General features: G+C 60.8%; 21 protein-coding genes. 9 read left to right on the forward strand and 12 right to left on the reverse strand.

From position 1 onward, the window contains the following. Positions 1–115 precede the first annotated feature (115 nt). On the forward strand, positions 116–1,192 hold the full coding sequence (locus tag AC30D7_RS15820) for a 3-deoxy-7-phosphoheptulonate synthase (protein WP_038982203.1): 1,077 nt from the start codon (positions 116–118) through the stop codon (positions 1,190–1,192). Between the two features lie 66 nt (positions 1,193–1,258). Here the strand turns inward: AC30D7_RS15820 and AC30D7_RS15825 are convergent, their stop codons facing one another. After that, a complete protein-coding gene (locus AC30D7_RS15825; protein ID WP_007939987.1) occupies positions 1,259–1,540 on the reverse strand; it encodes a GNAT family N-acetyltransferase in 282 nt (93 codons plus the stop codon). Positions 1,541–2,169: 629 nt separating this feature from the next. Between AC30D7_RS15825 and oprI the strand changes: the two genes are divergently transcribed. Next, positions 2,170–2,421: an outer membrane lipoprotei OprI gene (gene oprI / locus AC30D7_RS15830; RefSeq protein ID WP_003172710.1), complete on the forward strand. Its 252-nt coding sequence runs from the start codon at positions 2,170–2,172 to the stop codon at positions 2,419–2,421. Between the two features lie 123 nt (positions 2,422–2,544). Here oprI and AC30D7_RS15835 read toward each other — a convergent pair whose 3' ends face one another. The 3 genes from AC30D7_RS15835 to AC30D7_RS15845 form a co-directional block, all read right to left on the reverse strand. Next, positions 2,545–3,516, reverse strand: a complete 972-nt coding sequence (locus AC30D7_RS15835; RefSeq protein WP_490134696.1) for a L,D-transpeptidase family protein — start codon at positions 3,514–3,516, stop codon at positions 2,545–2,547. 132 nt (positions 3,517–3,648) lie between these two features. After that, a complete protein-coding gene (locus AC30D7_RS15840; RefSeq protein WP_007899882.1) occupies positions 3,649–3,942 on the reverse strand; it encodes a hypothetical protein in 294 nt (97 codons plus the stop codon). Between the two features lie 56 nt (positions 3,943–3,998). Next, the gene (locus AC30D7_RS15845; protein ID WP_490134697.1) at positions 3,999–4,604 is read right to left on the reverse strand and encodes an arylesterase; all 606 of its coding nucleotides are present in this window, start codon (positions 4,602–4,604) and stop codon (positions 3,999–4,001) included. Positions 4,605–4,614: 10 nt separating this feature from the next. Between AC30D7_RS15845 and AC30D7_RS15850 the strand changes: the two genes are divergently transcribed. The 3 genes from AC30D7_RS15850 to greB are packed head-to-tail and all read left to right on the forward strand — an operon-like array spanning position 4,615 to position 8,359. Then, entirely contained in the window at positions 4,615–5,298 is a 684-nt protein-coding gene (locus AC30D7_RS15850; RefSeq protein ID WP_490134698.1) for an ABC transporter ATP-binding protein, read from the forward strand. Then, positions 5,298–7,802 (forward strand): ABC transporter permease, encoded by a 2,505-nt coding sequence (locus tag AC30D7_RS15855; RefSeq protein WP_490134699.1) that lies wholly within the window; start codon positions 5,298–5,300, stop codon positions 7,800–7,802. The genes AC30D7_RS15850 and AC30D7_RS15855 overlap by 1 nt, the downstream gene beginning before the upstream one ends. 59 nt (positions 7,803–7,861) lie before the next feature. Further along, positions 7,862–8,359 carry a transcription elongation factor GreB gene (gene greB / locus AC30D7_RS15860; RefSeq protein ID WP_018929803.1) on the forward strand — a complete coding sequence of 166 codons (498 nt, stop codon included), beginning with the start codon at positions 7,862–7,864 and terminating at the stop codon, positions 8,357–8,359. Between the two features lie 33 nt (positions 8,360–8,392). On the opposite strand, the gene AC30D7_RS15865 is transcribed toward greB, so the two are convergent. The 3 genes from AC30D7_RS15865 to AC30D7_RS15875 all read right to left on the reverse strand — a co-directional run bounded on the left by AC30D7_RS15865 (position 8,393) and on the right by AC30D7_RS15875 (position 10,921). After that, entirely contained in the window at positions 8,393–8,701 is a 309-nt protein-coding gene (locus AC30D7_RS15865; RefSeq protein WP_007939981.1) for a hypothetical protein, read from the reverse strand. Between the two features lie 260 nt (positions 8,702–8,961). Continuing rightward, positions 8,962–9,396, reverse strand: coding sequence for a DoxX family protein (locus tag AC30D7_RS15870; RefSeq protein ID WP_019582550.1), 435 nt, complete (start codon positions 9,394–9,396; stop codon positions 8,962–8,964). A gap of 103 nt (positions 9,397–9,499) precedes the next feature. Continuing rightward, positions 9,500–10,921 carry an MltF family protein gene (locus AC30D7_RS15875; RefSeq protein ID WP_490134700.1) on the reverse strand — a complete coding sequence of 474 codons (1,422 nt, stop codon included), beginning with the start codon at positions 10,919–10,921 and terminating at the stop codon, positions 9,500–9,502. A gap of 237 nt (positions 10,922–11,158) precedes the next feature. Here AC30D7_RS15875 and AC30D7_RS15880 point away from each other — a divergent pair, with 237 nt between their 5' ends. The 3 genes from AC30D7_RS15880 (at position 11,159) to AC30D7_RS15890 (ending at position 14,155) form a co-directional block, all read left to right on the forward strand. Continuing rightward, the gene (locus tag AC30D7_RS15880; RefSeq protein WP_490134701.1) at positions 11,159–11,968 is read left to right on the forward strand and encodes a TatD family hydrolase; all 810 of its coding nucleotides are present in this window, start codon (positions 11,159–11,161) and stop codon (positions 11,966–11,968) included. Positions 11,969–12,087: 119 nt separating this feature from the next. After that, entirely contained in the window at positions 12,088–13,569 is a 1,482-nt protein-coding gene (locus AC30D7_RS15885; RefSeq protein WP_490134702.1) for a methyl-accepting chemotaxis protein, read from the forward strand. A 217-nt stretch (positions 13,570–13,786) separates the two neighbouring features. Next, on the forward strand, positions 13,787–14,155 hold the full coding sequence (locus AC30D7_RS15890) for an Mpo1-like protein (protein ID WP_019582554.1): 369 nt from the start codon (positions 13,787–13,789) through the stop codon (positions 14,153–14,155). On the opposite strand, the gene AC30D7_RS15895 is transcribed toward AC30D7_RS15890, so the two are convergent. From AC30D7_RS15895 to AC30D7_RS15905, 3 genes are all read right to left on the reverse strand, one after another. Beyond that, positions 14,156–14,953: an acyl-CoA thioesterase gene (locus AC30D7_RS15895; protein ID WP_490134703.1), complete on the reverse strand. Its 798-nt coding sequence runs from the start codon at positions 14,951–14,953 to the stop codon at positions 14,156–14,158. Positions 14,954–15,087: 134 nt separating this feature from the next. Further along, positions 15,088–15,855, reverse strand: coding sequence for a CHAD domain-containing protein (locus tag AC30D7_RS15900; RefSeq protein ID WP_490134704.1), 768 nt, complete (start codon positions 15,853–15,855; stop codon positions 15,088–15,090). Between the two features lie 46 nt (positions 15,856–15,901). Continuing rightward, complete coding sequence (locus tag AC30D7_RS15905; RefSeq protein WP_223483771.1) at positions 15,902–16,180, reverse strand: hypothetical protein; 279 nt, start codon at positions 16,178–16,180, stop codon at positions 15,902–15,904. A 219-nt stretch (positions 16,181–16,399) separates the two neighbouring features. Here AC30D7_RS15905 and AC30D7_RS15910 point away from each other — a divergent pair, with 219 nt between their 5' ends. After that, positions 16,400–17,440, forward strand: a complete 1,041-nt coding sequence (locus tag AC30D7_RS15910) for a patatin-like phospholipase family protein (protein ID WP_490134705.1) — start codon at positions 16,400–16,402, stop codon at positions 17,438–17,440. Between the two features lie 141 nt (positions 17,441–17,581). Here the strand turns inward: AC30D7_RS15910 and AC30D7_RS15915 are convergent, their stop codons facing one another. Continuing rightward, positions 17,582–18,280 (reverse strand): response regulator, encoded by a 699-nt coding sequence (locus tag AC30D7_RS15915; protein ID WP_008006017.1) that lies wholly within the window; start codon positions 18,278–18,280, stop codon positions 17,582–17,584. Between the two features lie 48 nt (positions 18,281–18,328). Then, positions 18,329–20,980, reverse strand: a complete 2,652-nt coding sequence (locus tag AC30D7_RS15920; protein WP_490134706.1) for a DUF4118 domain-containing protein — start codon at positions 20,978–20,980, stop codon at positions 18,329–18,331. Between the last annotated feature and the right edge of the window lie 91 nt (positions 20,981–21,071).

The following is a 21,071-nucleotide window of genomic DNA, read 5'->3' on the forward strand; positions in this document are numbered from 1 at the left end:
CATTGTCGAGCCACGGTGTAACGCGCTAAGGTTCTGCTCCCCGACGCGCTTAATTTGCTGTGCTCCGCCGCGCGGGTTCGCTGGCGGCCGGCACCCGTGACCTGACGAGTAAACGATGGCTGATTTACCGATCAACGACCTTAACGTCGCCTCCAACGAGACCCTGATCACTCCCGATCAGCTCAAGCGTGATATCCCCCTGAGCGATGCCGCCCTGCGCACCGTCACCAAGGGCCGCGAAGTCATTCGCAACATTCTTGATGGCACCGACCACCGCCTGTTCGTCGTGATCGGGCCATGCTCGATCCACGACATCAAGGCTGCCCACGAATACGCCGAGCGCCTGAAAGTCCTTGCGGCCGAAGTGTCCGATACCCTGTATCTGGTCATGCGCGTGTATTTCGAGAAGCCACGCACCACCGTTGGCTGGAAAGGCTTGATCAACGATCCGTACCTGGACGACTCGTTCAAGATCCAGGATGGCCTGCATATCGGTCGTCAATTGCTGCTGGACCTGGCCGAGATGGGCCTGCCGACCGCGACCGAAGCCCTCGACCCGATCTCCCCGCAATACTTGCAGGACCTGATCAGCTGGTCGGCGATCGGCGCACGCACCACCGAATCCCAGACACACCGTGAAATGGCTTCCGGGCTGTCCTCGGCCGTCGGCTTCAAGAACGGCACCGATGGCGGCCTGACGGTAGCCATCAACGCCCTGCAGTCGGTTTCCAGCCCGCACCGTTTCCTTGGCATCAACCAGGAAGGTGGCGTGTCGATCGTCACCACCAAGGGCAACGCCTACGGTCACGTGGTATTGCGCGGCGGCAACGGCAAGCCGAACTACGATTCGGTCAGCGTCGCGCTCTGCGAGCAAGCGCTGAACAAGGCCAAGATCAAGCCGAACATCATGGTCGATTGCAGCCACGCCAACTCCAACAAGGATCCGGCCCTGCAACCACTGGTGATGGAGAACGTCGCCAACCAGATCCTCGAAGGCAACCAGTCGATCATCGGCCTGATGGTCGAAAGCCACCTGAACTGGGGCTGCCAGGCAATCCCGAAAGACCTCGCCGACCTGCAATACGGCGTGTCGATCACCGATGCCTGCATCGATTGGACTGCCACTGAAAATACCTTGCGCAGCATGCATGCCAAGCTCAAGGACGTGCTGCCTAAACGCAATCGCAGTTGATCGCCGTTTCGCGCATAAAAAAACGCCAGGTTTGAAACCTGGCGTTTTTTTATGCGTTGGTTTTGTTCACAGCTTGGCGGCATGCCGCTGGTGACGCTCCATGTAGCGCTCCACGTAGGAGCACGATGGAATCACCGTGTAGCCCATTTCATCAGCGTATTGCAGCGCCTGCTCGGTCAGAGCCGCCGCGATGCCGCGACCACGCAGCGCGTTGGGCACAAAAGTGCGATAAATATCCAGGGTCTGTTTTCCCAGATCCATATAGGTCAGGTAGGCACGATAACCGTCCACAGTGGTCTCGAACTGATGACCAGCCTGGTCATGGTGGATGGACAACGCCTCGCTCATCACTACTCCTCGCGGGTCTTTAATTCTGACCCCTACCTTACCGATGTTTTTCCGGCGAAGGAACAACTACGCCACCCCGTGCCTGAATGGACACCGAGAGAGCCGCACCAATCTCGCGCAACCGAGCACGTATCAAATAGTAGGCACCATTGGCGAAAATGCTCAAGGGACGCTCGTCATTGTGCTTGGGGTGGCGCGTATTGCCGCGGATCACGCAGGGACGGCTCGACCGAAAGGGTCAAAGCCTGAACATTGCCGAATATTGAGACTTAAGACGAGCGACCTTTGTTTAAGTCACCTCAACATGGAAAAAGATAGGCGAACGGCTGCACAAAATCCGAACAAAAGTGTAGACGAACCCATCTAGACGGACTTTGGCCAAGACTGAAAAACAGCGTCGGGACCGGGGAACTTTCCCCCGGCGGATCGCTCAGTTCGGGCCTCGTAGCTGGATATTTTTTATACAACGCAGTTAAAAGTTGCTCGAAAAAGAATCAACGCCTACAATTTTTTTTGCTTCTTGCGCTACGTCAGTTTACTTACTACAAGTAATGGGTAGTATGTACGCCGGCTATTTCCTCACTCTGAGGAGACAGCTACTTAATAGAAAGTCCTTGAAGGGGAACACGATGAACAACGTTCTGAAATTCTCTGCTCTGGCTCTGGCCGCAGTTCTGGCTACCGGTTGCAGCAGCGTATCGAAAGAAACTGAAGCACGTCTGACTGCTACTGAAGACGCAGCAGCTCGCTCCCAAGCTCGTGCAGACGAAGCTTACCGTAAAGCTGATGAAGCTCTGGCTGCTGCTCAAAAAGCACAACAGACTGCTGACGAAGCTAACGAGCGTGCTCTGCGCATGCTGGAAAAAGCTAGCCGCAAGTAATAATCCTTCGGGATTGTTATCAAGCCGATCCATTTTTTGGGTCGGCTTTTTTATTGCCTGGGGTTTCTGCAGGCCATAAAAAACCCGCCGATGCGGCCTGCATCGGCGGGTTGCTCTAACGCGTTACTGCTGCAGGTCGAGCGGCACACTCGAGGCCATCGGCGCCGACGCATTCGGCACGGCGATCTCCACCGGCAAGCCATCTTCAGCGGCGACCACGTCACGCACCACATCCCAGTTCATGCGCAAGTTGTTGGTAATGTCCTCACGCTTGAGCATCGCATTGATCACGGCGGTATGCTTGTCGACGACAGAAGGGTTGCCCTTGTCGTCCAGCGGCGTGTGCGCTTCCAGATAAACCTTGCCGCCACTGAGACCGAACTTGTACGGATCGTTGAGGATGCGTACCGACGTCCCTACCGGCACCATGCTAGCCATTTCCAGCACGTTGTTGTTGAACATGCGGAAGCAACCGTGGCTGGTGCGCATGCCAATGCCGAACTTCTTGTTCGAACCGTGGATAAGGTAGCCCGGAGTGCCCAGGGTGAATTTGAAAGGCCCCAGCGGGTTATCCGGGCCGGCCGGCACTACGTTCGGCAGTGGGTCGCCATCGGCGGCGTGCTCGGCCTTGATCGACGCTGGAGGGGTCCAGGTCGGGTTCGGCGTCTTGGCGACGATGCTGGTGTGGGCAATCGGCGAACCCCAGCCTTCACGGCCGATACCCAGCGGGAAGGTGTACACCACGTTCCGGCCTTTCGGGTAGTAGTAGAGGCGGTATTCAGCCAGGTTGATGACGATGCCTTCACGCGGACCAGGCGGCAGGATGAAGCGCGTCGGCAGGACGACTTCGGTACCGGCGCCCGGCAGCCATGGATCGACGCCAGGGTTGGCCGCGACCATTTCCAGATAGCCCAGGTCGTAGGTGGTGCCAAGGTCGGCGAAGGTGTCTTCGTATTTGGCCTTGATCACTTGCACCTGGCCGACAATGTCTTCACCGGGTGGTGGCAGGGGCAACTCCAATGCTGCAACGGGACCCGCCACGCAGAGCGCAGCAAGAGACAGGCAGCGGGTGACGGCGGGAAAGCGCGGCAACATCCGGAAAATCCTTCGCATGATCGACAAGGGTATAAAAACGGGATTGTACACCGCCGCCCGTTATTTCGGGGAGATGCAAGACCTGTGGCGAGGGGGATTGCCTGTGGTGGAAACTTTCCTGTGGCAAGGGAGCTACAGCTCGAACCGCAACTCAGGCCAGATCGGCGAGGTGCCGCGTTTTTGCGATTCCAGAATGGCCCGGCACAGCGAGCACAGGCGCTGGTCCTGGAACACCGTGCGATCGACGCTCGACCAGCGTGGTTGCGCCGGCAACAGGCTGCCGCACAGGGTTCGGTCGGCCGAGCCGCCCAGCTCCAGCTGACGGGTCACCAGATGCACCCGCACTTCCTGGCAGGCGAACAGATCCAGCTGTTCGTCAGGCTCGATCAGTTGATAGGCAAAAAGGGACCAGGCGGGACGCGGCATCGGGGGCTCCAAATCGGGGGCGCCACCTTAGCCGAAACGCCGCCGCTAGAAAAGCGTCAAAGCAGCGGTTTCAGTGTCGGCCAGACATTTTCCAGCAACTTGCCCTGAGCCCCCGCCGCCGGGTGCAGGCCGTCGGATTGCATCAGGTCCGGATGACCGCCCACACCGTCGAGAAAAAACGGCACCAGAGGGATTTTTTTCTCGTCTGCCACCTTGGTGAAAGCCTCGGCGAATGCCTGGGTGTAACGCACGCCGTAATTGGGTGGCAATTGCATGCCCAGCAACAGCACCTTGGCGCCACTGACACGGGAGCTGTCGATCATCGACGCAAGATTTTGTTGCAATTGTGTTGGCGGCATTCCGCGCAAGCCATCATTGCCTCCCAACTCGAGGATGACGAGCTCAGGCTTATGCTCTGCAAGCAGCGCCGGCAGGCGTGCCCGGCCTCCGGCACTGGTGTCGCCGCTGATGGACGCATTGACCACCTTATCGTCGAAACCTTCGCGCTTGAGCCTTTGCTCGAGCAACGACACCCACCCTACCCGGGTATCCAGGCCGAAACCGGCGCTGATACTATCGCCAACGATCAGGACAGTACCCGCCGCTGCGCTCTGGGCCATGCACATCATGGCCAGGCCAGCACTCAAAAACCATACACGCATCGGATTCTCCATGGGCGCAAGCATTCTCACCGCGAAGAACCTCAGCAAGATGGTTCCCAGCGCGGAAGGTGAACTGACTATCCTGCACGAACTCAGCCTGGAACTGAACAAGGGCGATAGCCTGGCCATCGTCGGCGCCTCGGGTTCCGGCAAATCCACCCTTCTCGGCCTGCTGGCCGGCCTCGACCTGCCGAGCAGCGGCGAAGTGACGCTCGCCGGTCAGGTTCTGAGTAATCTCGACGAAGACCAGCGCGCGCGTATTCGCGCCGAGCACGTGGGGTTTGTCTTCCAGTCCTTTCAACTTCTCGACAGCCTCAACGCCCTGGAAAACGTCATGCTGCCGCTGGAACTCGATGGCCGCAAAGACGCCCGTGAGCGCGCCACCGAGCTGCTGCAACGGGTCGGCCTGGGTCAACGCCTGACCCACTCGCCGCGCCAGCTCTCCGGTGGCGAACAGCAACGCGTGGCGATTGCCCGTGCCTTCGCCGCCGAACCCGATGTGTTGTTCGCCGATGAACCCACCGGCAACCTCGACAGCCACACCGGCGAGCGCATCAGTGATCTGCTGTTCGAACTCAACAAGGAACGCGGCACCACCCTGGTGCTGGTAACCCACGACGAACGCCTGGCACATCGCTGCCGGCGCCTGATCCGCCTTGAAGCCGGCCTGCTGGTCGCCCCTCTGGAGCCTTGATGGCACGCCTGCCGCTGTTACGCCTGTTCAGTCTCGCCATTCGCCAACTGCTGCGCGATGCCCGCGCCGGTGAGTTGCGCGTGTTGTTCTTCGCCTTGCTGGTGGCCGTGGCGGCGAGTACCGCCATCGGTTACTTCGGCGCCCGCCTGAACGGCGCCATGATGCTGCGTGCCACCGAGTTTCTCGGCGCTGACCTGCTGCTCGAAGGCAGTTCGCCAGCGCGGCCGGAACAGATCAAGAGTGGCATCGAGCTGGGCCTTGAACATGCTCAGGTGGTGGAATTTTCCAGTGTCATTGCCACCGACAACGGCATTCAACTGTCCAGCATCAAAGCCGCCGATGACGTCTACCCGTTGCGCGGCGAACTGAAAAGCGCTCCCGCGCCGTTCGCGCAAGAAGAGCCCGGCGGCGGTCCGAAACCCGGCGAAGCCTGGGTTGAGGCGCGACTGCTGACTGCCTTGGACTTAAAGATCGGCGACAGCATCGACGTCGGCATGAAAACCCTGAAACTGGCCCGGGTGCTGACCTACGAACCGGATCGCGCCGGCAACTTCTACAGCCTCACGCCACGGGTGCTGATCAATCTCAGCGACCTCGAAGCGACCGGCGTGGTGCAACCCGGCAGCCGGGTCAGTTACCGCGAACTCTGGCGCGGCAACGCCCAGGCGCTGGAAACCTATCGTCAACTGATCAAGCCAGGCCTGGCCGCCAACCAGCGCATCCAGGATGCCCGCGATGGCAACCGACAGATCGGCGGAGCCCTGGGCAAGGCCGAACGTTACTTGAACATGGCCAGCCTGGTGGCGGTGCTGCTGTCCGGCGTGGCGGTGGCGTTGTCAGCAACACGCTTCGCCACCCGCCGATTCGATGCCAGTGCATTGCTGCGCTGCCTGGGTCTGTCCCGTCGGGAAACCATGGTGCTGTTCAGCTTGCAACTGACGGTACTCGGACTTCTCGCCAGCATCAGCGGCGCCCTGCTCGGCTGGTTGGCACAGCTCGGGCTGTTTGCACTGCTGCATGATTTACTGCCGACTGACGTTCCACCGGGAGGCCTGTTGCCGGCCATTGCAGGGATCGGCACCGGGCTGGTCGCGCTGGCAGGTTTCGCGCTGCCGCCATTGGCCGCTTTGGGGCGAGTCCCACCGCTTCGGGTATTGCGCCGGGACTTGCTACCAATTCCGTCCAGCACCTGGATGGTTTATGGCGCGGCATTGGGTGCCCTCGGCCTGATCATGTGGCGTCTGAGCCTGGACCTGGTGCTGACCTTCGCCCTGCTCGGTGGCGGCGTGATTGCGGCGCTGGTGCTTGGTGGTCTGCTCTTGCTGCTGCTCAAGAGCCTGCGCCGGATGCTGGCGCGCGCCTCATTGCCATGGCGCCTGGGGTTGGGCCAACTGTTGCGTCATCCACTGGCGGCGGCGGGTCAATCCCTGGCCTTCGGCTTGATTCTGCTGTCGATGGCATTGATCGCTTTGCTGCGTGGCGAGTTGCTCGACACCTGGCAAAACCAGTTGCCGAAAAACGCCCCGAACTATTTCGCCCTGAACATTCTGCCGGCGGACAAACAGGCCTTTAGCGATCGACTGATGGAGCTGTCGGCACAATCGGCACCGCTGTACCCGGTGGTGCCGGGACGGCTGATCAGCATCAATGGCAAACCAGTGCAGGAGATCGTCAGCAAGGACTCGGCCGGTGACCGAGCCATTCAACGCGACCTGAGCCTGACCTGGGCAGCTGACCTGCCAGCGGGCAACAAGCTCACCGCCGGCAACTGGTGGGATCAGCAACCGGCGGATGAGACACCCGGTGTTTCGGTGGAAGGTAAAGTTGCCGAAAGCCTCAAGCTCAAGCTAGACGATCACATGGTGTTCAGTGTTGGCGGGGTCAACCGGGAGGCGAAAGTCACCAGCCTGCGGGAGATCAACTGGGACAACTTCCAGCCGAACTTTTTCATGATCTTCCAGCCCGGCACCTTGAAGGACTTGCCGGCGACCTACCTCACCAGTTTCTATCTGGCACCCGGTCACGACCAGCAGATCGTCGACCTGTCCCGCAGTTTTCCAGCGGTGACCATTCTGCAAGTCGAAGCCCTGCTGGAGCAGCTGCGCAGCATTCTCGCGCAAGTGACCCTGGCGGTGGAGTACGTGCTGTTGTTCGTGTTGGCAGCGGGGATGGCGGTGTTGTTTTCCGGCTTGCAGGCAACCCTTGATGAACGTATTCGCCAAGGCGCATTGCTGCGAGCGCTAGGCGCCGAGCGGCAGTTGCTGGTCAGGGCACGGCGGATCGAATTCGGTTTGCTCGGCGCGGTCAGCGGGTTGTTGGCGGCATTGGGCTCGGAACTGGTGAGCCTGGTGCTCTACCGCTACGCCTTCGACCTGCCCTGGCATCCGCATCCATGGTTGCTGGTATTGCCGCTGATCGGCGCCGTGCTGATCGGTGGTGCCGGGGTGTTCGGGACACGCCGCGCCTTGAACGCCAGCCCGCTGACAGTCTTGCGCGAGGGTTGATAAACTCAAGCACGCTTGTTTAAAAACCCGATTCAAGAACTCAACCACAAGAAGTCGCCATGAGCCGTTATCGCCCTCCCCGCACCGCCGGCACCGCGTTGATCACCCCCGAAGGTGAAGCGCGGATGCGCGCCGAGTTTCATGAGCTCTGGCATGTGCGCCGACCGCAAGTGACGCAATCGGTCAGCGAAGCGGCGGCACAGGGCGATCGCTCGGAAAACGCCGAATACACCTACGGCAAAAAGATGCTGCGAGAGATCGATAGCCGTGTGCGCTTTCTCACCAAACGGTTGGAAGCGCTCAAGGTGGTCAGTGAAAAGCCCAGCGATCCGAACAAGGTCTACTTTGGCGCCTGGGTCACGATCGAAGACGAGGACGGCAAAGAGTCGCGCTATCGCATCGTCGGCCCGGATGAGCTGGACCTGAAGCTAGGCCTGATCAGCATCGACTCACCGCTGGCCCGCGCCTTGATCGGCAAGGCACTGGACGCCGAAGTGCGCGTGCAGACACCAACCGGTGAGCAGTGCGTGTATATCGTGGCAATCGACTATTTTTGAGCCACGGTGCTCTAAGCCGTAGAGCCCTGAGCCTCAGCAGCGGGCAATCAGCCCTTGGCGCGCGACGCGGGTCAGTTGCCTGATCACTTCAGGCGCGTCCTCGGCGCTGGGCGCCTGAATTACCGCCAGATCGAAACTGTCAGTCGCGAAGCGCTCCAGCGACTCGCCATCTTCGACAAACTGGATCAGGAATGCTGCCGGACCGCCTGTGCGACGTGGCCAGCCATCGAGGTAACGCAACAGCGTCGGCTGATGTTTACCGCCAAGCAGGATTTTTGGATTGCGTTGGGTGAGATGTGCCGTGATCGGCGCGGGGCGTACAACGGGGTTCAATGCATTCATTGTGTCGTGTCTCTGCCTCAAAAGTCTGCATGGCAGGTGAGAGGCAACACCGAACCAGCGCTTTAGCGGTATTTCGAAGCCTGTTTCAAGCTTCTATCGGCAACTGAATGAGTCACCTGGCGCCCCGCAAGTAGCTGTTTAAATCGGCGCATGAGCAGCATCCTAGAGAAGCTGACCGGACAGTGTCAAGAATCGCCAGCAACAAAAAAGGCCCGCACAGTGCATCACACTGTGCGGGCCTTTTCGTTGAGTCAGAGCGGTCAGTCGGCGATGGCGCGGTCGACCGAGAGCTTGCCTGCACCTTCGATCAGCACTGCGAGGCTGCCACCGAGCAAGGCCAGGGCGAATTCATAACCGTTGTTGGCCATGAACAGACCGTTGCTGATGTGCACCGAGAAAATCGCAACCAGCGAGAGGAAGGTCAGCCCCAACGCCGCCGGGCGTACCAGCAGGCCGATGATCAGCGCCAGACCGCCGAAGAATTCAGTACCGCCGGCCAGGATCGCCATCAGGTGACCGGGCGCCAATCCAATGCTTTCCATGTACTGCGCGGTGCCGGCAATGCCGTAGCCGCCGAATGCCCCGAAGAGTTTCTGTGAGCCGTGGGCCGCGAAGATGATGCCGACGAAAATCCGCAGAATCGTCAGGCCGTAGCCAGCGCGGGTAGACAGTACCTTGTTGATCAGTGTGCTCATGCTGTGTCATCCATTGTGAGAGTGTGTTGGTTGGTCGCCATATTAATCGGTTTATCTCATGTTAAAAGCGCAAAAAACGCACCATAATAATCAGATTAGTCGATCATTTACGTAAGGCAACTTTCTGCCCCTGAGGCTCCAACGATTCCCGCTCCCGATCGAACGCCAGGTAATACTTGTTCACGCTATTAACATAGCTGACAGCCCCCATTCCCACCTGCTCCATGGCGATGCGCTCAACCTGGAAAAACCACTGATTAGGATTCAGGCCGCGCCGCCGAGCCTCGGCCCGCATGCCCTGGACCCGCTCCGGCCCCATGTTGTAGGCCGCCAGCACGAACGCCATGCGCTCGCGCTCATTGAGTTTGGGGCTGGCAAAAAACTTGCGGCGGATCATCGCCAGGTACTTGGCGCCGGCCTGCACATTGGCATCGAGATTCTGAATGTCACTGACGCCAACCCGTTGGGCGGCTGATGGTGTTATTTGCATCAGGCCGGTGGGGCCGCCTCCACTTCTGGCAGTGGGTTGCAGCGCCGATTCCTTGAACGCCAGCGCTGCCAGGTTCAGCCAGTCCATGTCCTGGGCTTGAGCGTGTTTTTGCAGCACCGGTCGAAGTTTTTCCAGACGCTGACGATCGGCCTTGGCCAAGGGATAGTGCACTTGATACAGGCGCCGGTAGATCCGCAGGAACGCCGCATCCTGGTCCGACGGTTGCTTGTAGGTGGTCAGGAAACGGTCGATGCTCGCCCGCAGCATCGAGGCGTCGCGACGCACGAACCAGTATTCCTCGCCCGGCTCATTGATGAGCACCTGTCGATCGAAGCGCAACTTGGGCAGGATCTTGCCCCAGCGCTCGGCGATCGGTTGCTCGACGATGGTCAGATGGAAGATCCCGCCCTGGACCATTTCCAGCACGTCCTCGACGGCCAGGCTTGGGTCGACCCACTCGATCTTCACCGGGGGCAGTTTGTGCAGCACGAGCTTCTGATTGATCTGGCTGACCGCATCCCCGGCAGCACTGCCGGTGGGCAGCGCGAGGGTTTTACCCGAGAGTTGTTCGAGGTGGGTGTAACGCCTTTCGCCTTTGATCCCCACCAGCAGCAACGGCACGTTGCTGGCAATCGGCTCACTGGTGCTGACCGCGTGCCCCGATTGCGGATCAAGCAATTCCCCCGGCGCGACCAGATCACCCTCCCCGCGCTGCAACGCGCCGAGCAGTTGATCCTTGGCTTTGGGAATGATCTTGAGGGTGATTTCCTGGCCGTCACGGGCGTGGCCATTAAGGTATTGCTCGAAGGCCCGCAGACGGTGGTATTCGACGCCGATGGCCTGGCCCTGGACTTCGCCGGAGCTGTTGCGGCTCTGGTTGACCAGCACCCGCAGCACACGGCTACTGCGAATCTCCGCCAGGTCGCGGACCTTGGCTGCCGGTACGGCTTGCAACGGCCCGGCCAGACGCGCAACCGCCGGCATCGGCAGCAGCAACGAACAACACAGCAGTAACAAAACCGAGGGACGTGTCATCCACTCTCCGGAAAGAATACTGGCCAACCTCATGAGTGATTTCATGACATCGGGCAACAGAAACAGAGCGCTTGAAGCGCTGATAAAGTGCGAGAGAGTGGCACAGTGATGGCAAATCTACCAACCCCGACCTGCCTCGCGGCCTCAACAGACAGCTTTAACTCGTTGTAGTTCTTGGTTTTTCTTATAAATCTACAGCTCTGATATGCTTTCCGGCCTTTGGTCCGAGGTAGCACCATGCAACTCATCGATATCGGCGTCAACCTGACCAACCCCAGTTTTGCCGACAAACACCAGGCTGTACTCGACCGTGCCTACGCTGCCGGGGTCTGCCAACTGGTGCTTACCGGGACCAGCGTCGAGGGCAGCGAACAGGCGCTGGAACTGTGCCGGCAACTGGACGAAAGCGCTCAACGACTGTTCGCTACCGCCGGCATTCACCCGCATTCAGCCAGCGACTGGAACGCTGACAGCGCCCAGCGTCTGCGCAGTTTGCTCAAGGAACCGAATGTGGTGGCCGTGGGTGAATGCGGCCTCGATTTCAATCGTGATTTCTCGCCCCGCCCGCAACAGGAAAAAGTCCTCGAAGAACATCTGGCGATGGCGGTCGAACTGCAACTGCCGGTGTTCCTGCATGAGCGCGACGCCAGCCAACGATTGCTGGAGATCCTGCACGATTACCGCGATCAATTGCCGGCCGCCGTGGTGCACTGCTTCACCGGTGAAAAGAAGGCGCTGTTCAGCTATCTCGATCTGGACTTGCACATCGGCATCACTGGCTGGATCTGCGACGAACGCCGGGGCACGCACCTGCATCCGTTGGTCAAGGAGATTAAACGCGGGCGCTTGATGCTGGAGAGCGACGCGCCGTATCTGCTGCCCCGCAGCTTGCGTCCCAAGCCGAAAAACGGTCGCAACGAGCCGGCGTATCTGACTGAAGTGTTGCGTGAAGTGGCGTTGCATCGTGGGGAAAGCATGGAAGATCTCGCCGCCCACAGCACCGCCAGCGCCCGGGCGTTTTTCGGGTTGCCCTCGATCCCTCATTAGCCACAAATCCCACATGAGAACCGTGGTGGTCATTGACCCATATCAAAATCCGACGCACTGAGTAGCGGCACAATACTGGCACCTTGCCAAAACTGTTTCCGCTATCAGAGAAGACCTCCATGGGTGCCTGGCTTAGCAATATCTCGCTGAAATACAAATTTTGGGCGGTCAACGCGGTCGCCTTCGTCACCACTCTGTTGTTGGTACTGTACGCCGTGCAGCTGGAACAACAGGCTCGCAGTCACGCCGCCCAAGTGTCGGCCCAGGCCCAGGCACGATTGCTCAATGCCTGGCCTGTCGGGCAGCCGCTGCCCAAGGCCGACAACCTGCTGACCTTCAATCGTGGGCAGGCGCCTTTACTGAATGGGCAACCGCTGCTGGAACTGACCGATACCCTCGGTTGGGTCCAGATCAATGCCTTGCCGCTGTTCGGGGAAAATCCGTTGATGGGCGCCGAGGTGTTCGCTCGCCCCGATGGTCAACAGGTCGCAGTAGTTGCCTACGGCCCGAGCCTGAGTCAAGTGTTCGGCGAACGCTTCACCCATTACGCGGTAGCGGTGTTCATCCTGATGCTGGCGATGCTCGGCGCATCGCAACTGTTGATCCGCTTCCTGCTCAGCCAGCTCAACACCTTGAAAGACGTGATGCTCCACGTCGAGAAGACCGGTGACCTGTCGGCCCGCGTACCACTGGCCTGCAAGGACGAAGTCGGGCAGATGGCCAACGCCTTCAACGCCATGCAGGCCGGCTACCAGCGGGTGGTCAACACCGTCGCCAGCACCGCCCGGCAACTGGACGTCGGCGCTGCGCGGCTGGCCGCGAGCATGAACGAGGTGCGTCACGGCATGCTCGGCCAGCAAAGCGAAACCGATCAGGCTGCCACGGCGATCAACGAAATGACCGCCACGGTCCATCACATCGCCCAACACGCCGGCGCCACCCGCGACCTCTCGCAAACCGCCGACACCCTGGCCGGCAGTGGTCAGGAAGTGGTGAGTCGGGTGCAAAAATCGATCGGCGGATTGTCCACCGGCGTGCAGCAAACGGCCGAGATGATTCAGCGCCTGGCCGAGGACAGCCAGAAGATCAACGGCGTGGTCAGCGTGATCCACAGCATCGCTGAACAAACCAACCTGCTGGCCCTGAACGCGGCCATCGAAGCGGCCCGGGCCGGTGAGATGGGCCGAGGGTTTGCGGTGGTCGCCGATGAAGTGCGCAACCTGGCCAAACGGGTCCAGACGTCCACCGACGAGATCACCACCATGGTTTCAGCACTGCAGGCCGGCACTCGGGATGCGGTGGATTTCATGCAGGAAAGTTCGTACAAGGCGGACGACTGCATGCAACAGGCCCAGGAAGCCAGCGTGGCCCTGGCTGAAATCACCGGCGCGGTGGCGCAGATGCGTGAAAGCAATACGCAGATCGCGGTGGCGGCCGAGCAGCAGAGCCATGTGGCGGAGGAAATGAATCGGGCGGTGGTGAGCATTCGCGACGTGACCGAAAACACCGTGCAGCAGACCGTGAATTCGGCGATTACCAGCAATGAATTGGCGATGTTGGCAGGGGAATTGAGCAAGGCCATCGGGCAACTGAAACTGTGACACCCCCATCGCGGGCAAGCCCGCTCCCACAGGATTGGCGCTATTTCAAAATTTGCGCATTACCTGTGGGAGCGGGCTTTCCCGCGAAGGCGTCAGACCGAGCAACATCAATCCAGACCATCACACCTATCGCGCCGATAGCCAGCCTTGATTCGCCGACAGATTTTACCGAGCCTATTCTTTGTTCATGAGCCTCAACGAACCAAGGATAAGCATCATGGGCAAACGTCACCCCAACCTTCCCGCCTGGCAATGGCGCCTGTACCCGCACAATCACCAGCACCCGACCAATCTGGTGTTGCACCTGATTGCCGTGCCGCTGTTCATCGTGGCGTTTTTGCTGATGGTCTCGGGGGTGTTCAGCCTGGATCTGGCGAGCTTCGCAATTGGCGTCATCGGCCTGATTGCCGCCCTGGGCCTGCAGCGTCACGGTCATAGCCTGGAGGCGCAAGCCTCCGAGCCGTTCAGTGATCGCAAAGACGCGGTATCACGCTTGCTGGTCGAGCAGTTCCTGACCTTCCCACGGTTTTTCTTCAGTGGCGGCTGGTGGCGCGCCTGGCGCGAACGCCACCGTCGCCATCGCTGATCAGGCGAAAATCGTGACGGTCTGCCGACTCATGGCGATCAACTGACCATCTTCGCTCCACAGTTTGGCGGCGGCATGTCCGTAACCGTCAGCGGCATGCTCGATGTCCACCAAGTACTTGCACCAGTCCAGCGTACTCAACGCCAGCAACGGCTGGACGAATTCGATGGTCCAGGTGAGCGTGCTGCCTGCCGCCGGTTTCTTCAGATGCGACAACAAGGACGGCGGCCAGGCGTCGACCAGCGCCAGGATATGGGCTTCGCTGACCGACTCGCCCTCCCCATCCCCGCGCAAGCGTACCCAACCACCCATGTCCCGCGATTTGTTACCGGTGAACGGCATGCCACCGACACTCCAGCGCATGGCCAGGTAACGCATGAATTCCGGGGTTACGCCTTTGATGTATGGCAGTTCCTGACAGTCATCCCAGTGCTTCATCTCGGGAGCCGGATTGGCCGTGACCATCACTTCGGAAGGTCGCGAGGCGCCAAAGCTGCCCTGGACCAACGTCACCACTTGCCCCTTCTGCATCGCCCGGCCCAGCACCTGGCTGACGGCTTTTCCTTCGCGCAACACATCAACTTCAAAACTGACCGGCACATCGGGTTCGACCGGACCGACGAAAGTGATTGCCAGCGAGCGCACCGGACGATCCGCCGGGACTTTTGCGCGCATGGCTTCGTATTGCAAGGCGGCGATCAGACCACCAAAACTCGCCCGCCCCTGACCCCACTCGGGTGGAATAGACACTTCCTGCGGCTGGCTGCGAACAGCGTCGAGCAGATCGGAAAAGCGCATGGGAACCTCAGGGACTGGGAAATGGATGGAGCGATCTTAACCAGCTCGCAAGGCCGGCACAGCGCTTATTCCGGCCAAAATTACTGACAGATGAGCCGTGCTCGGCTGGAACCCACATTGGATTCGTGATGGTTTCAGGATTTGAAGCAAGCTCTGCTGAGTTTGTCGAGAACACGGTCGGCGCGCTCTTCGGCCTGGGTCAGGGTGGTTTTCCAGACCGCGACACATGGCTGCAAATCAGGTTCTTCCTTGGCCCGATCCAGCCATTGCCAGCTGTCGTGCCAATCGCCCAAGGCAGCCTGAGCCGATTTCAATCTGGGCATGGCCGCTTTCGGCAAACGATCCAGTTCGGGATAAGCTTCGATACCATAGCGCACGCGTTTGATCAGCAGCCGCAGGCGATGGCGGTCATGGGCGGGATCGTGCAGGGCCTGATCGAGTTTCTTCCATTGTTTGGCCAGGCGTTTTTCGATGCGTTTGCGCAAGCCCTTGAGCAAACCCTGGCGCTGGGAGGCCCGCAGGAAACGTGGAAAAGCGTCGAGGATCATCAGCAACTGCGTCAGCTCCGGGCTCATCGCCACGGCCGGATAAGCCTCAGCCATCCGCGCCATGCGCCGGTGCGCGGCCTCGGGTTGATTGTGCTGGAGCAAGTACGCTGCCAGCACTTCACGATCGCGCAACGGTGTGGTCAAGTCACCCACCCTGGACGCCGAGGCCTCCAGCTGTTCGACCCCGGGCAAACCGCGCAAGGGCCGCAGCAGGCTGCGCAATCTGCGCACGGTGGTGCGCAGATCGTGCAGGGCTTCCGAATCGGTTCGGGCACTCAAGCGAGCCTGACAGGCCAGCAAACGGACTTCCAGGCCCAGTACTTGAGCCACCAACCGATCAACCACGGCAGACATCGCGTACTCCCTGAATCGAATTACTCTGAGTACGCTCCATCATGCCTCAACGGCCGGCGCGGGACTCACGAATGTAGAAACGTGCCTTCTCGGCCTTTCTGGTACAGCCCTCGTACGCTTCGAATTGTTGCTGGGTCTTGGCACCGGTCAGCAACGACAGCGCCTTGGAGTAGCTGACAGTCCCGGCGAAACCCTCGGCCTTGGCCAGATCCAGTTCGTGCCAGGCGGCGTCGAGCTGGCTACCGCAGCTGTCGCGGTAAGCGGTTTTACCGGCACAACCGGCAAGCGCCAACGCAATCAAAGGTACACAAATCCAGGCTTTCATCACTCACTCCTCAAAGATAATAGACAGTCGTGCAGGTAAGACCGCTCTGGCGCGTGAAAAGTGCCTTGGACCCGCTGTGGAAACTATAGCGCTCGCGAGGATACCTACTCGCCTTCGTTGAGTGTCAAAAAACGACGCCCGCTCCCGTCGAACGACCATAGCGATTGAAGCGAGCCCCTCGATGGGTGCATTGTTGAACCTTGTCAGAGAGGTCGATTCATGAAAAAGCGTGTCGCACTGGTGTTGGGCTCGGGCGGTGCCCGGGGCTACGCCCATATCGGCGTCATTGAAGAGATCGAACGGCGCGGCTACGACATCGCCTGCATCGCCGGTTGCTCCATGGGCGCGGTGGTCGGCGGGATCTATGCCGCCGGCAAGCTCGATGATTATCGCGACTGGATCGAGAGCCTGGATTACCTCGACGTGTTGCGCCTGGTAGACGTCAGCTTTCGCCTGGGCGCGATTCGCGGGGAGAAGGTTTTCGGGCAGATCCGCAAGATCGTCGGCGAGATCAATATCGAAGACTTGCGCATCCCCTACACGGCCGTGGCCACGGACCTGACCAACCAGCAGGAAATCTGGTTCCAGGAAGGTTGCCTGCACCAGGCCATGCGCGCCTCGGCGGCGATTCCCAGCCTGTTCACCCCCGTGATGCAGGGCAACCGCATGCTGGTGGACGGCGGCATCCTCAATCCGTTGCCGATCGTGCCGGTGGTGTCGAGCCATTGCGACCTGATCATCGCAGTGAACCTCAACTCCACCAACCAGCGTCACTATCAACTGCCGGTGATCCAGCGTCCGGCGGCGTTCAAGACCCGCTTCGACAGCCTGATCAGCTCGCTGGGGTCGAAACTGCCCTTCCGCCGCAAACAGGCGGAACAATTGCTGCTGCTGGAAAAGGAAGCGTTGATGGCAGAAGCGGCGGAGATCAACCCGTGGATCGAATCCGCCGAGCCCGAAGGCCAGCAACCGGCGGCAGCTCCGGAAAGCAACGGCGCACCGAAATCCGCCACCGGGTCGTTCATCATCGACAACGTGGGGCCGGCGTCATTGCTGGACCTGATCAACCAGAGTTTCGAGGTGATGCAGACGTCATTGGCGCAGTACAAGATTGCCGGGTATCCACCGGATATCCTGATCAACGTGCCCAAGCGAGTGTGCCGGTTTTTCGAGTTCTACAAGGCGCCGGAGTTGATCGCACTGGGGCGCGAGATTGCCCGGGATACGCTGGATCGGTATGAGAGTGAGCGGGAATCTTGAGGTTCTTGGGTGAATCAAAGGGCCTCATCGCGGGCAAGCCCGCTCCCACAGTGTTCCGGGTGTTCACAGATTATGTGACCGCCACAAAACTTTGTGGGAGCGGGCTTGCCCGCGATGGCGCAGGATCAGCCACCACAAAAACTAAAGACTACCCTCACTCAACAACCGATACCCCACCCCCGCCTCGGTGACGATGAACCGTGGCTGGGTCGGATCATCCGCCAGTTTCTGTCGCAGGTGCCCGACCACGATCCGCAGGTAGTGGCTGTCCTCGGTGTGGGTCGGGCCCCAGATGTCCTTGAGCAATTGCTGCTGGGTGATCACTCGCCCCGGATGCCGCGCCAGTTGCGCCAGCACCGCATATTCCTTGCGCGTCAGCGCCACTTCGGCACCGTCCAATAACACCCGGCGATAAGCCAGGTCGACGGTGAGCGGGCCGAAACTGAGCGCCGCTTCCTGGGCCTCACCCGTTGGCGCCTGACGCAGCAAGGCGCGCACCCTGGCGAGAAACTCCTGGATGCCGAACGGCTTGGTCACGTAGTCGTTGGCGCCGCCATCCAGCGCCTGGACTTTCTGCCCTTCGCTGGCGCGCACCGAGAGCACCAGTACCGGCACCGTCGACCACTCGCGAAACTCGCGCAATACCTGCTGGCCGTCCATGTCCGGCAGGCCGAGGTCGAGCACCAACAAGTCAGGTTTGTTCAATGCGGCCTGGGCCAGGCCTTCCGTACCGGTGCCGGCCTCCAGCACTTTGTAGCCTTGGGAGGCGAGGCTGATGCGCAGAAACTTACGGATCTGCGGTTCGTCGTCAATGACCAAAATGGTCGCGGTCTGGCTCATGAATTCACATCAACACAAAGAGGTGGCAAGAGAGTAGCGCAGGCGGGATCAGGCTTCACTGTCCAATCCCGGCTGAGTCTGCAACGGCAAGTGCAGCGTGATGCAGGTGCCGCGCCCTTCGATGCCGTCGGCGACGCTGATCCGCCCGCCATGGGCACCGACCATACCCTGACAGATCGCCAGCCCCAACCCCGTACCCTGCCCGCCACGATCGCCACGAGCGGCGGTGTAGAACATGTCGAAAATTTTCGCCCGGTCCTCCTCCGGAATCCCCGGCCCCTCATCGCTCACCGAAAAAAACAGCTCACTGTCAGTGGCGCCGGCACGCAATTCAAGACGTCCGTGGGGCGGAGAAAAACGCGCGGCGTTTTCCAGCACATTGACCAGCGCTTGCTCGATCAACGCGGCATGCACATAGAGCAGCGGCAATTCGGCCGGCACCTCGGTAATGACCTGCAACGACGACAGCACCGCACGCAGACGATTAAGCGCACTGCCGACGATGTCGGCCGGCGATACCCAGTCCCGCGCCAGCTTCAGGGCGCCGTGACCGAGACGCGTCATGTCCAGCAGGTTTTGGATGTAGCGATCCAGCCGCTCGGCTTCATCGCGGGTGCCTTCGAGCAGCTCGCGACGGTCCGCAAGCGGTATCGCCTCGCCCAGCGCCAGCAAGCTGTCGATGCTGCCACGCATCGAGGTCAACGGTGTGCGCAAATCGTGGGACACCGACGCCAGCAGCGCGCTGCGCAACTGCTCGGTTTCGCCATGCAAGCGCGCCGCTTCAAGGTCGTCAGCCAGTTGCGCCCGGGCCAACGCCTGGGCCAGCGGTTGGCTCAATGCAGTCAACAAACGTCGACGCTGGCCACTCAGGGTCTGGCCCTCTTTGGCGCATACACCGAGCAACGCCAGCGGCCCGTCTTCCACCGACAACGGCCACCACCACCAGCGCCCGAACGGCAAGGTGCCGGTGCCCGCGCCTGCCGGTTGATCGTGTTGCCAGGCCCAATCGGCGGCGGCGCGCTCGGCTTCGGAAAACTCCAGCGGCCCACCGGTTTCAACTTTCCAGCCACTCTGGCCATCGCGATTGAGCAGACACAGCTTCAGGTCGCTCCAGCCGTTGAGATGCTGGGCTGCAGCGCTGATCACGGCTTGACGGTCGGTGGCGGCGGTGAGTTTGCGTGACAGGTCGAGCAGTTCGCTGGTCTCTTCCTGAGTGTCGCGCAAGGCTTCCAGTTGCCGCCGTTGCCGCGCGGCAAGATTGCCGGTCAGGGCCGCCATCAGCAGGAAAAACAGCAAGGTCAGCACGTCTTCTTCGCGCTGGATGCTGAAAGAGAACGTCGGCGGAATGAACAGAAAGTCATAAGTCAGAAACGACAATGCCGCGCAGGCCAGTGCCGGGCCGAGACTGCTGCGCACCGCTACCAGCAACACCGCCGCCAGGAACACCAACGAAATGTTGGGCAACGGCAAGACGCTCGACACCGCCCACGCCAGGGCAGTGGCGAGCACCGTCGCCACCAGCGCCAACGCGTAGTCGAACCACACCAGCGTCTGCGCCGAACGTTGGCGCGGCTGATGCTGTTCGTGATCGCTGTCGAGTACGTTGATTTCCAGCCCGCGCGCATCGCGCAGCAAGCGCGACGCCAGGCCGCCGCCGAACAAGCGTCGACGCAAACGCTGGCGTGACTGGCCCACCAGCACCAGGCTGGCACGACGTTCAGCGGCGTGCTGGATCAGGGTTTTCGCCACCTCACCGGCGCGCAGCAACACCACTTCGCCACCGAGGCGTTCGGCCAGTTGCTGGGCGCTTTGCAGGCGCAGGCGCGACTGCTCGTCACGCACCCGGCCGTTGTCCACATGCACCAGGCTCCACGGCAGATGCCGCCGCTGGGCGACGCGACTGGCGTGACGCACCAGACGCTCGGCCTGCGCATCGCCATCGACACCCACCAGCAATCGACCGCGCACCGCCGGCGCGGCCTGGCCCAACTGGCGATAACCCTGTGCCAGATCGTTATCGACCTGAGCGGCGGCGGTTTGCATCGCCAGTTCGCGCAGGGCAGTGAGGTTGGTCTGGGTGAAGAACGCATCGATGGCCGCCCGCGCCTGCTCCGGTACGTAGACTTTGCCGTCGCGCAGGCGCTCCAGTAACTCTCGCGGCGGCAGGTCGATCAGCAGCAGTTCATAGGCTTCTTGCAACACCCAGTCCGGCAGGGTTTCACGCACCTGTACGCCAGTGATGCCGCGCACTTGATCGTTGAGACTTTCCAGATGCTGGACGTTGACCGTGGTGAACACGTCGATGCCGGCGGCCAGCAATTCCTGGATGTCTTGCCAGCGTTTGGTGTGGCGGCTGCCGGGGGCATTGGTGTGGGCCAGTTCGTCGACCAGCACCAGTTTCGGTTTGGCGGCGAGCAAGCCGTCGAGGTCCATTTCTTCGAGCATGACGCCACGGTATTCCGAGCGCACCAACGGTTGCTGCGGTAAACCGGCGAGCAGCGCTTCTGTTTCGGCGCGGCCATGGGTTTCGACCACCCCGGCCATGACTTTCACGCCCTGGCGCAGTTGAGTGTGGGCAGCTTGCAGCATGGCGTAGGTCTTGCCCACGCCCGGCGCCGCCCCCAGGAACACCTTGAGCCGGCCACGGCCATCGCGGGGCAGGTCTGCTAACAGCGCATCGGCGCGGCCGGAATCACTCATGCTGGAAGTTCTCTCTTATGCTGATGTTGATGCAGTGACTGTCAGGGCCTCTTCGCGGGCAAGCCCGCTCCCACAGGGACCGATGGCGGTC

Source organism: Pseudomonas sp. DF5 (genome assembly GCF_058148225.1).